This is a genomic window from uncultured Mucilaginibacter sp., assembly GCF_903913935.1.
In the GTDB taxonomy this organism is placed as follows: domain Bacteria; phylum Bacteroidota; class Bacteroidia; order Sphingobacteriales; family Sphingobacteriaceae; genus Mucilaginibacter.
The window spans coordinates 1-11,353 of record NZ_CAIWNH010000363.1; the positions used below are offsets into that span (position 1 = coordinate 1).

Sequence of the window (11,353 nt, forward strand, 5' to 3'; positions counted from 1 at the left end):
CCAACAGATAATATAATATCCGAAGATGGCATACCAGACTGTACCGGGGAACCATTGACTGTTATCGTTGCTGTAGCGTCACTAACTGTTGGCGTTATTGTCACTGAACTTACTGCATAAGGCACGGATGCTGAATAGCTATATTTTGATGCTGAAAAAACCGTCGATAATACCCCGTTGCTTAACGTAATCCCTGCGAGGCTCGCATTTACCGAAGGAAGCCTGTTTACCACTATCGTATATGTTTTTACCGTAGTACCATCCTGGGCAGTTACTGCCACACTAATGGTATTGGGGCCAACATTTAAAGCAATGGGGTTCGATGCCTGGCTTGATATGACAGGGACGCTATTTACCGTTATTGAGGCATTTAAATCGGCTTCAGCGGGTATCACTGTTGTTGACAGCACAGTATTGGCAACCGTAGAGGTGTAAGTGGTTGTTGCAGCTGTAAACGCCGGCGATAAGCTGCCCGAACCTAAATGGAGTGCAACAAGGTTGCTATTTGAAGAAGCGGCGCGATATACAGTTATGGTATAGGTTAGTGTTGTAGACCTATCCTGGGCCGTTCCCGTTACATTGATGGTATTCGGGCCAATGGCTAAAGGAATTGCTGTTGAAGCGGTGCCTGATGCCACAGGTGTACTGTTTATTGTTATCGTCGCAGTGGTATCGCTTATTACTGGAGTAACAGTTATTGACGTAATACCGTTAACTACCGATACTACATAACTGGTTTTTGTTGTTGCAAAAACCGGAGTCAATGTTCCGGCACTTAATCCTAAACTTGCAAGTCCTGCATTTACAGATGCTCCGGCCCTTGTTATCACTATGAAATACGTTTTCGTCGTCATCCCGTCCTGGGCGGTTACCGCAACAGCAACGGTATTGGGACCAACAGACAATGGGATAATTGTTGATACCCCACCTGTCACCACTAGCGAACCATTTACCATTATTGTTGCCTTTGAATCAGCAGCTATTGGGTTCAATGTAATAGAAGAAACACCATAATCCACTGATGCGGTATAGCTTGTTGTATTAGCTGCAAATGCCGGCGATAAAATACCGCTGCTTAATTTTAAACCCGAAATATCCGCATTTTCTGAAAGGTTCCTGGTAACAATTACGGTATATGTTTTTGCTGCTGAACTATCAGCAAAACTTACGGATATGTTAACCGGGTTAAGGCCAATGATCAACGGAATGCCTGCTGAGGGTGTACCGGTTGCTACCGGGCTACCATTAACTGTAATAGTGGCCGTACTATCGCTGATAGCCGGGGTTAATGTGATCGAGGTTACCGTGTTTTTGACCGATGCATTATAACTAAATTTGCCAGTTTGAAAAATTGGCGTTAAAGTGCCTGCGCTTAATTTCAGGCTGTCCAGTCCATCGATAATACTTACGTGTGCTGTTGCCAACGATGATATGCCGCAGGCACCGTTTATTTCCTGGACATAATAGGTTTTATTTGCACTTAATGGCGGGGTTACGTACGTTGGCCCGGTAAACAGCAGATTGGTTGCATCCAGGGAATCGTACCAGTTATAAACGGTATTATTATTTGGTGATCCAACCGCAAGCGCCGCCGGATTACCGCCGTTGATTTGTACCAATGTATCAAGCAAAACCGGGACGACCGGGTTTGAAATATTTATTTTGATGACATTACTTACAACAGGCCCGGTAAAACCGCCTACGTTATCCCCTCCAATTTGTCCCGCCAGGTTATAGCCGGCCTGGGTATAGTGCACCAGGCCTACCGGATTAAGATACCCATTGGCTACCGTATAATCAATTGCGTCCCTGAATACCACCGCCGTATTCGGGTCTGTTTTTGCAATGGCCTCTTGTGCAGCCTGTACCTGCAACCCGCCGGAGCTACTATTGGCTATTCTAAAAATATAAAATGGTAAACTGTTATTTGATATCCTGGTCCTGAAATTGGCGATCATGTTCTGCAAAGCTGCCTGGTACAAGCCGATCGTTGTTTGCCCAGTTGTTATCGCGTTACCATCCCGCTCACCCTGGTCCCACAGAATCCCTTTCGCGCGGGTGGTCCAACCTGCATTCTGCGCGGCTGCCAAACCCTGGTTCAATAATAAAACAGCATCGGAAACCAGGCTTCCTGTCAGGTCCCAGTTCCCATGACCATCATCAATGGCTGCCACTTGTGACGTAGCGCCTACAGATGCCGGAACAAGGCATACTTTTCTGCCGGTTCTGTTATAATAAGCAACAGCAAAAGCGGCCCATATTGAACCGGTATTGCCAATGTTGATCGCTTGTTTAGTGACGGGGATAAACGCGCCTTTGACATATTCCCAGCAAATACCGGCGGGTATGGGTGTTTGCAGGGAAAGAACCCCGGTACCATACGCATTGCTTTGCCCTCCTATTAAAAAGAAATCCAGGCTATTGGGCTCCACGTTCGCAGACGCTGCACCCTGCGGGCCTGAAAAGGCCAGCCGCCGGTACCAGGTAGTCTGCGTGATCGCCGGAGGATCAAAATTAATGCTATCCGCTCCGGGAATGGAGGTGAAATGAATGCTATCTGCGGAGCTTTGCCACTGGTAACTATAAGGGCCATTGCCGCCGGAAAGTGTGCCGCCTGTTATTACACCCGGATCTCCTGTTGAACAAAACCCTGTAACAATTGGTGCAACGATGGCATTGCCTGTAAGTGGTATCGCCACTATTATTTTCACCGTATTACTTATTACCGGCGTAGTGCACGCCCCGGATGTTACAATTCTTTTAAAATACGTAGTTTGGCTTAATAACGGAAGCGCGGTAAGATCCTTGCCTGCAGCACCACTTAAATCAGTAAAATTAAGATCGTCTGTCGAAATCTGCCAGCGGTAAGTAAAAGTACTGTCGCCAGATGGGATACTTCCGGTAATAGTGCCGGGAACGGCTGGTGTATAAAATGTGGCAACAGCCGGTGCTGTTATGGTGTTATTTGTAACAGGCTTAGAGATGGTTATTACAACTGTGTTGCTTATCGATGTAGCTGTATCACTATCCGAAGTTACCAGCCGCCGGTACCAGGTAGTTTGGCTGATTTGGGGCGGGTCAAAATTCATAGTGTTGATCCCGGAAACGGTGGTAAAATTAACACTATCGGTTGATGTTTGCCACTGATAGGTATAAACGCCGCTACCGCCTGATGGTATGTTGCCAACTATATTGCCGGGGTTTCCGCCAGAGCAAAAACCCGCAGTTATAGGTGCACTGATGGTATTTCCGGTAATAGTATAAAAACGCAGATAACCTCTCGCTTTCAGCGAGTTAATAGCTCCGATCTGGAGTACAGTTAATAGGTATAAGGCTAATCTCTTCACTACATGTAAGATCTGGCTAAATACAAATTTACAACACAAAAAACTGTTAACCAATACAATAAAAGCAGTTTTTATATATTTTATAAAAACACTTATTGAAGCAATTATTGCCCCCTGCAACAGCTCAATTAACAGGTAACATGGCCTCTTTTAACCATTGCTGAAGCGTTCCGGCAGCCAGCTCCTTTTGCAGCCAGTTATTTACAAAACTAACCAACGCGGCACCCGGCTGAATCCACAGCGCCTTGTCGCTTTTGGTGATCGTGCCGGGGAGGCTCCGGCAGAGTTGTGGATATTGCAGGGCCTTAAGGTCTGCCTCTGTATCATCCGTTACCATTACATCGGCACGGCCAGCCACGATCTCGTTAAAAATGCCAATATTATCAGGATATATTTGCAATACGGCCGTAGAAAATAAAGATCTGGCAACGGCCTCGTTTGTGCCCCCCTTGTTTTCGATTAAACGGACACCAGGATTGTTTACGGCCTCCACCGTCGAGAACCTGGCGCTGTCCGTACGGCGGCAAAGAAAAGTTTTTCCGCCCGAATGATAAGAGATGGAGAAGCTCGCCAAAGCTGCCCGTTCAGGAGTGATGCTGATGCCGCCGAGGGCAATATCAAAGGCATCACTTTGCATATCTTTAGCGAGGTTCGCCCAGCTTGTTTTTACAAATACGGGCTTAACACCCATGGCTGAAGCCAGCGCGCGACCCAGCCTGATGTCAGCGCCGGAAAGTGAATCCCCTTTTATGATGGCAAAAGGGGCGTAATCGCTTGGGATGCCTATACGCAAAACGCCGTTTTTTTGGATGTGATTTAACCTTGACGTTGAATCACTTAACTGACCGACCTGCCCATAGCTTTTGGACAAATACGGTATAATGAATATGATAAAAAGCAGTAAGCAGTGCCGGCAAAGTTTCATGATATTAAAATAGACAAATTTGTTTCAAGTCTGCAAATTATTGCCAACATACCTTTAGTGTTCAAAAAAAAAATCTTTGTTGCTACCCACTTTGCCGCTTGCGGAAGATAGGATCGGAGAGCAACGCGAATCCGGGGTGAGTAAACTCGCCGCCATGCATTGGCGGTAATGTCCGCCGGGGTTGACTCACCCGGCCGGCGATAAAATAAATGCAGGCAGATCAACCGGCTTTTGCCCCCTCACCACCACATTGCTGCTCTGGTAATTTTTAAAGCCGATATAGGTGGCCCTGATCTGGTAAATATTGTCTTTTAAGTTTTGAAAAGCAAAGCTACCATCCCTGTTAACCAGCTGGCTGCTTACAACTGTCGAATCTTTGGCGGCAAGTAAAATCACCGTTGCGCCATCAAGCGGTTTTTTGGTTTCATCTAAAACTGAGCCGGTAATTTTACCGCATGGTTGTGCCATTGCAAAGTTGAATAGTATGAGCGTAATAAAGGTTAAAAAAGACAGGAATTTCAGTTTCATAGCTATAAGACGCAGGTTCTGACGGGGGTGTTGCAGAAAATACTAATTAATGAGGAGGGCAGATTGCCAGGAGGCGTTTTAGTTTGTTGATCTGGGTTCGATGAGCGCGCTGTGCAAGTCGTTACTATTTTTTCCGACGAGCAGTGGCCCTACTGGTGGGTGAATGCGGCAGTATTACTAATAGATTTAAGCCCAAGTCCCGATAAGCCTCCTAAAATGGGGCCTCCCAACAATAGGACGGATATGTTAAGAAGTTTTCCAGCCATGCTTTTTTCTAAATGCAAACTAGTAGCGAAAAGAAAATAAGTCATAATAAAAAAGCTACAACCCGTCCATCCAATAAAACTATACTTTATCCACTCTCGGCTATTCTTTGAATCATCGTTAATAAGCATAAATTTATACTGAAGCCATCCCGCGAATGTCCCACCTATGGGAGTTGCCACAATTATCAATAACATATTAGTACGCTCTCCAATTAATCCCGGGAAACTATTATTTAATAAAACAACAATAAAATTTGAGATAACAAAAGGCGTGCTCAATCCCAAAACTTCAAAAAGCACCCATAGGTTGTTGATAAAAAGTTGTTTTCTGAGGGCAATTCTTTGCATCAGCCCAACCCAAAACGACATTCCCACGATTATTAAGGCAAAATCCAGATGTAGGGTTTCCAGCGCATCTGCCATAAATATTCCGGTAATAAAGCCGATAAGCCACCCGCAGGTAATTAGTGACACCCATTGACCGATAGAAGGCCTATTTGAGGAGGCATTATTCATACCGAATGGTTTTACTTTTTATTTTTTAGTACCGGAAATTATCGGATTAAAAAAAAAGGCAACTTCCAGCAGCCGCCTGGGCTGCGTATCAAATATAGTATTTTGCCTATAGATTTAGGATTAAAACTTGCATTTTTCGTCCCCTCACTCTGGATACAGCGGCACCAAAAACAAAGTATTTATCATTTCAAAAAGCAATCTTTATCTTAGCGGTATAGGTAATTAATATGAGTGAAAATACAATCGACATTTTTGACAGGATGCTTGCCGGCGGCATCATCCGGAATGATGACCCACAGATGCCACGTTTATGGGACGTTGTTTCCCACACCATTACGCTGTCTGCAGCGCTTAATACTTCAACCAGTGTGGACCAAATCCGCGAGCGTTTGAGTGAAATTACCGATACTGATATCGATAAAAGCACCACCGTATTTGTGCCTTTTTATACCAATTTCGGACGTCATATTAAATTGGGCCGGAATGTATTTATAAACCATGCCTGCACATTCCTCGACCTGGGCGGCATTACCATTGAAGATGATGTGCAGATAGGCCCCAAAGTCAACCTGATCACCGAAAATCACCCTGCAGATCCTTCGCAACGAAAATCGCTTGACTTGAAATCCATCATAATAAAAAGGAATGCCTGGATAGGTGCCGCGGCAACCATACTGCCTGGGGTAACTATCGGCGAAAATGCGATCGTGGCTGCCGGCGCAATGGTGAATAAAGATGTTGCGGCCAATACCATTGTTGCCGGTGTGCCTGCAAAATTTATCAAGGCAATTGATTGCCGCGATGGAAATAGCATTTAAGTGAGTGTCCACAACTGCTGCAAAACAAATTTATTTTGCTGTTCGGGTTACTAATTTCGAATCAATAAGCATCTGGATTATTTTATTATCGCATTAAAAAAGCCTCAAGACTTTCGACTTGAGGCTTTCGGCTTTATCTGTGGTCCCGACGAGAATCGAACTCATATCTAGAGTTTAGGAAACTCCTATTCTATCCGTTGAACTACGGGACCAGTTCCTGATGTGCAGATTTCGAATGTGCGGATGTGCAAATTAGAAAAGCATATTTTGGAAGTGCAAAGGTGCAAATTTTGATTGAGTTAGTCAAGGGCAGTTATTGGTTGATTGAATTGAGCATATTTCAGATTTACGACGTTTTGCAAACTTCGTAAATCTTTACGCTTTCACTCCGATCTATCTAATTACTGAGCCGTTATGAAACCCGCCGTCCGCTGATACAAAACTCAATTTGCCTTCGGCGTTTTCCGCCATCAGTATCATACCCTGTGACAGGATGCCTTTTATTTCCCGCGGCTCCAGGTTTACCAAAACGCTTACTTTTTGGCCGATGATGGCTTCTGGCTCAAAATATTCGGCTATGCCGGATACAATGGTGCGCTGGTCGATGCCGGTATCAATGGTTAGTTTCAATAGCTTTTTAGTTTTGGCCACCTTTTCGGCCGTTAAAATGGTTCCCGTGCGGATATCCATCGTCGCAAAGCTTTCGAAATTGATATTTTCCTTTGGCGGTACAACAGTTAATTGTTGTTTTGGAGCATTTGCTTCCTTTTTATCAAATAGCTTCTGCATCTGGAAATCGATCATATCATCCTCTACCTTTTCAAACAGCAGCGCCGCCGGGTTTAACTGGTGGCCACTTTCAAAGGCGATCTCCTGGTTAAAGGCGATGGCGCTATAAGGCAGGTTTAACATACCCAATATCTTTTTGACCGTGTTTGGTAAAAATGGCTGCAGGCAGGTCGCTAATTGGCCTATCAATATCAAACTATTGTGCAGCGTTTCCTTTGCGCCATCGGGGTTTGTTTTGATGGTTTTCCAGGGTTCGTTTTCGGTTAAATAACGGTTACCCAAACGGGCTATTTCCATCACCGATTGCAGCGCCTGGCGGAATTTGTAGGCCTCAAGGGTTGCCTCCAGTTCATCATACAACCTGCCGGTTTCAGCGGCCAGGTGTTTATCTGTTAAAACTACTTTGCCGCCTTCGCTTTCAATTTTACCATCGTAAAATTTATGCATCAGTATCATTACCCGGTTTACATAATTGCCCAAAATTGCAACCAGTTCGTTATTTACGCGGGCCTGGTAATCTTTCCAGGTAAATTCGCTGTCGCTGGTTTCAGGCAGGATAGAGGTTAATACATACCGAAGCTCATCCTGTCTGCCCGGAAATTCTTCCAGGTATTCATGCAGCCAAACGGCATGGTTGCGCGAAGTCGACAGTTTATCCCCTTCCAAATTCAAAAACTCGTTGGCGGGCACATTCTGCGGTAAAACGTATTCACCATGTGCATGTAAAATAGAGGGAAAAATAATGCAATGGAACACGATATTATCCTTGCCGATAAAATGCAGCAGGCAGGTATCATCCGCTTCGTTTTCCTGTTTCTTCCAATATAATTTCCAGTCTTTCCCATTATCCAGCGCCCATTGTTTAGTGGCAGAGATATAGCCTATCGGCGCGTCCATCCACACATACAATTTCTTTCCTTTCGCTTCTTCCAACGGAACATCAATTCCCCAGTCCAGGTCGCGGGTCATGGAGCGGGGTTGTAATCCTGATTTTAACCAGGATTTACATTGCCCGAACACATTCACCTTCCATTCGCCTTCTTTGGTATCAATCCATTTTTCCAGCCAGGGCTGGTATTTATCCAATGGCAAAAACCAGTGCTTGGTTAACTTCAATACCGGCGTTTTACCGCTAAGGGTTGATATCGGGTTAATCAGGTCTGTTGGGTTTAAGGAAGTACCACAATTCTCGCACTGGTCGCCGTAAGCGTTAGGGTGTTTACAGTTGGGGCAGGTACCGGTAATATAACGATCGGCCAAAAACTGCTGAAAATCTTCATCAAAATACTGTTCCGAAAATTTTTCAATAAACTCATCTTTCTCGTACAGGTTTAAAAAAAACTCTTGCGAAAGATCGTGGTGGATAGGCGACGAGGTACGATGATACATATCAAACGCGATCCCGAACTCCTCGAAACTATTTTTAATCTGGTTATGGTATTTGTCAATAATGGCCTGGGGTGTAGTACCTTCTTTTTTTGCCTTGATGGTGATAGCCGCGCCATGTTCATCAGATCCGCAAATAAATGCCACATCTTTTTTCTTCAGGCGCAGGTAGCGTACAAAAATATCGGCAGGAATATAAGCCCCTGCCAGGTGGCCGATATGCAGCGGGCCATTGGCGTAAGGCAGCGCCGATGTAACCGTAAAACGTTTATATTTATTCAGATTGGACATTTAATCTCGTTATTGACGCAAAGATACTTTTTTAGACCGGAAGTCCGAAAGTCCGGAAGTCGGAAAGAAAAAAGGGAGGGAAAGACAAAAAGTTTTTCTAATATTGGCTATGAAAAAGGCTGCAGCTTCTTCCGGACTTTCGGACTTCCGGACTTCCGGACTCATCCCCCCTCCCCTAAAAAAAGGCGATAAAATCGCGATCACCTGCCCGGCGAAAAAATTGCCTGTGCCGATGACGGATGCCATAAAGTTATTGGAATCATGGGGATTGGAAGTTGTTTTGGGGAATACCCTTGAGTTGTCGTACCACCAGTTTGCCGGCGACGATGGGCAGCGCGCCGCCGATATGCAGCGCTTTATTGATGATGACAGCGTTAAAGCCATTATTGCTGCACGAGGTGGTTATGGAACGATCCGCATGATCGACCAGGTTGATTTCAGCCGTTTTGCGGTAAACCCAAAATGGCTGGTGGGTTTTAGTGACATCACCGTTTTGCATACGCACTTGTTTGCCAACTACGGCGCAGAAACCATCCACGGGCAAATGCCGGTAAATATCCCGGATGCTTCGGCGCATTCGCTGGAGACCTTAAGACGGGCTTTATTCGGGGAGGCGCTTAGCTACTGTTTTAAATCCAATCCATTAAACCGGCACGGCAAATCCAGGGGCATTGTAATTGGCGGTAATTTATCATTGCTGATCGCGGTTTCAGGCTCCGTCTCCGACCCTGACTACTCCGGTAAGATCTTGTTTATCGAAGACGTTGGAGAATATATATATGCTATCGACCGGATGATGCGGAATTTAAAACGTGCCGGTAAGTTAAAAGAACTTGCCGGCCTGGTCGTTGGAGGATTTACAGATGTAAAGGATAATGATATTCCCTTTGGGCAAACCGTACCCGAAATTATTATCGAAGTGGTTAAGGAATATGATTACCCCGTTTGTTTTGATTTCCCTGCCGGCCATATTCCTGATAACTGCAGCCTTATTTTCGGAAAAACAATAGATTTGCAAATAAACAGCAGCGAAGTAACATTGTCTTTTACTAATCACTAATTAACTCTTCTCCAATCACTATACTATGGCACTTTTCGGCGGTCTTGGCAATTACAAAAACTTTGGGTTACTGGTTATCCGGGTTGGTTTAGGTATTATGTTTATCTATCACGGGTATCCAGAATTAGGAGGCGGCCCAAAAATGTGGGCCGAATTAGGCAGCTCAACCAAATATGTTGGCATTCATTTCTGGCCCTTAGTTTGGGGACTATTGAGCGCCGCTGTTGAAACATTCGGTGGCTTTTTACTGATCATCGGCCTGGCATTCCGCCCAGTATGCCTGCTGATGCTAATCAATCTTTTAGTGGCTGCAGCTATGCATTTCGGCAAGGGCGACGGCTTAGAGGGAGCGGCACACGCAATTGAGGATGCAATTGTTTTTGCCGGCCTGTTGTTTGTTGGGCCGGGTAGGAATAGTGTGGATAAAAAGTAAAACAGAAGCCATTACTTTTCCTTACATTTTGATAAATCTATTGTGTTTATTGAAAAAAGTGCCCCGGTTTTTGTGACGATGCGGATTATTTAGTCATATAATCTCCCAATTCACGCAGATAACTATCGTCCATATCGCCGCTTTTGGTATCAAAAAAGCTATTTAGTTTATCAAGATCATTTTTAAAAACTTCCCGCAGGGATTTCTTTTTTAATACCATCTTTTGCGGGGCCCCTCCGTTTATAGTAACGAAGTATGTGTAGTCATCCACGTATTCGTCATAATTGTTGCCCGTTGCGGTCATCCCATCATTATGGTAATTGTTTTTAACAAAATGAGTTAATGTTAGTTTATAAATCCGGTATTTGCCGCCCTCCGCTATCACCTGTACAAAATGGGCTGGGTCAATAACGGGCACAAGGATAAAGTTCTCCGGATCATCCTGTTTATCATAGAGCGTAAACGATTTAATCTTTGAACCGTCAACCTGGATAGCTGATTTACGGTCTTTTGTAAACAACAAGGCTCCCCCAATTTTGTCATAGTCAAACCCATAGGATGGTTCATTATAAACAGTACCATCAGTGCTTATCAAAGTACCTTTTACCCAGCCATCAAAAAGATACTGGCTGCCATGAGTGGCCTCTGCATACGTAAAAACAGGTATGATTGACGATGACGTGCCGCTGCTATAAAGTATAGAATTGGAATCAGTATTGCCGGATTGGCAAAAAACCATTGAAAGCAATGCAAACCAGGCAATAATTGTTAAGCTTAACTTTTTCATAAGGCTGACAGTTGATGGGTATATGATATATACGATTTTACTTTTATGACCAGACCGCATTGCAAAGCGTCCCTATCGTTCGAATAGGAAACGCTGTAAACAGCTGGGTTATTGCAGGTATTACCAGTTGTTCAGGGTAAAAGTATAATAAAAAACTTGAGTGGACCAATCCCAATCAAAAAGCCGTTATTATTAATCTAATAACGG

General features: G+C 44.5%; 9 protein-coding genes and 1 tRNA gene. 3 read left to right on the top strand and 7 right to left on the bottom strand.

Annotation, left to right across the window (positions count from 1 at the left end):
• From QZY09_RS14455 to QZY09_RS14470, 4 genes are all read right to left on the bottom strand, one after another.
• On the bottom strand, window positions 1-3,347 hold a 3,347-nt coding region (locus QZY09_RS14455; RefSeq protein WP_295673481.1), incomplete at its 3' end, for a cadherin-like beta sandwich domain-containing protein.
• Between the two features lie 124 nt (window positions 3,348-3,471).
• Window positions 3,472-4,218 (bottom strand): transporter substrate-binding domain-containing protein, encoded by a 747-nt coding sequence (locus tag QZY09_RS14460; protein ID WP_295673484.1) that lies wholly within the window; start codon window positions 4,216-4,218, stop codon window positions 3,472-3,474.
• Window positions 4,219-4,458: 240 nt separating this feature from the next.
• The gene (locus tag QZY09_RS14465) at window positions 4,459-4,800 is read right to left on the bottom strand and encodes a carboxypeptidase-like regulatory domain-containing protein (protein ID WP_295673487.1); all 342 of its coding nucleotides are present in this window, start codon (window positions 4,798-4,800) and stop codon (window positions 4,459-4,461) included.
• A gap of 149 nt (window positions 4,801-4,949) precedes the next feature.
• Entirely contained in the window at window positions 4,950-5,582 is a 633-nt protein-coding gene (locus QZY09_RS14470; RefSeq protein ID WP_295673489.1) for a hypothetical protein, read from the bottom strand.
• A 227-nt stretch (window positions 5,583-5,809) separates the two neighbouring features.
• Here QZY09_RS14470 and QZY09_RS14475 point away from each other — a divergent pair, with 227 nt between their 5' ends.
• Window positions 5,810-6,400 carry a DapH/DapD/GlmU-related protein gene (locus QZY09_RS14475; protein ID WP_295673491.1) on the top strand — a complete coding sequence of 197 codons (591 nt, stop codon included), beginning with the start codon at window positions 5,810-5,812 and terminating at the stop codon, window positions 6,398-6,400.
• Between the two features lie 140 nt (window positions 6,401-6,540).
• Here the strand turns inward: QZY09_RS14475 and QZY09_RS14480 are convergent.
• Both QZY09_RS14480 and metG read right to left on the bottom strand, forming a co-directional pair.
• A tRNA-Arg gene (locus tag QZY09_RS14480) sits at window positions 6,541-6,612 on the bottom strand.
• Window positions 6,613-6,793: 181 nt separating this feature from the next.
• Window positions 6,794-8,866 carry a methionine--tRNA ligase gene (metG, locus tag QZY09_RS14485; protein WP_295673493.1) on the bottom strand — a complete coding sequence of 691 codons (2,073 nt, stop codon included), beginning with the start codon at window positions 8,864-8,866 and terminating at the stop codon, window positions 6,794-6,796.
• A 109-nt stretch (window positions 8,867-8,975) separates the two neighbouring features.
• Between metG and QZY09_RS14490 the strand changes: the two genes are divergently transcribed.
• Both QZY09_RS14490 and QZY09_RS14495 read left to right on the top strand, forming a co-directional pair.
• On the top strand, window positions 8,976-9,926 hold the full coding sequence (locus QZY09_RS14490; protein WP_295673495.1) for an LD-carboxypeptidase: 951 nt from the start codon (window positions 8,976-8,978) through the stop codon (window positions 9,924-9,926).
• A 25-nt stretch (window positions 9,927-9,951) separates the two neighbouring features.
• Window positions 9,952-10,359: a DoxX family protein gene (locus QZY09_RS14495; RefSeq protein WP_295673497.1), complete on the top strand. Its 408-nt coding sequence runs from the start codon at window positions 9,952-9,954 to the stop codon at window positions 10,357-10,359.
• Window positions 10,360-10,444: 85 nt separating this feature from the next.
• On the opposite strand, the gene QZY09_RS14500 is transcribed toward QZY09_RS14495, so the two are convergent.
• Window positions 10,445-11,146 (bottom strand): hypothetical protein, encoded by a 702-nt coding sequence (locus tag QZY09_RS14500; RefSeq protein WP_295673499.1) that lies wholly within the window; start codon window positions 11,144-11,146, stop codon window positions 10,445-10,447.
• Window positions 11,147-11,353: the final 207 nt, after the last annotated feature.

Excerpts from the sequence above, each read along its gene's own strand:
- QZY09_RS14465 (WP_295673487.1), bottom strand. The coding sequence starts at position 4,800 with ATGAAACTGAAATTCCTGTCTTTTTTAACCTTTATTACGCTCATACTA.
- QZY09_RS14470 (WP_295673489.1), bottom strand. The coding sequence starts at position 5,582 with ATGAATAATGCCTCCTCAAATAGGCCTTCTATCGGTCAATGGGTGTCA.
- QZY09_RS14475 (WP_295673491.1), top strand. The coding sequence starts at position 5,810 with ATGAGTGAAAATACAATCGACATTTTTGACAGGATGCTTGCCGGCGGC.
- metG (WP_295673493.1), bottom strand. The coding sequence starts at position 8,866 with ATGTCCAATCTGAATAAATATAAACGTTTTACGGTTACATCGGCGCTG.
- QZY09_RS14490 (WP_295673495.1), top strand. The coding sequence starts at position 8,976 with ATGAAAAAGGCTGCAGCTTCTTCCGGACTTTCGGACTTCCGGACTTCC.
- QZY09_RS14495 (WP_295673497.1), top strand. The coding sequence starts at position 9,952 with ATGGCACTTTTCGGCGGTCTTGGCAATTACAAAAACTTTGGGTTACTG.
- QZY09_RS14500 (WP_295673499.1), bottom strand. The coding sequence starts at position 11,146 with ATGAAAAAGTTAAGCTTAACAATTATTGCCTGGTTTGCATTGCTTTCA.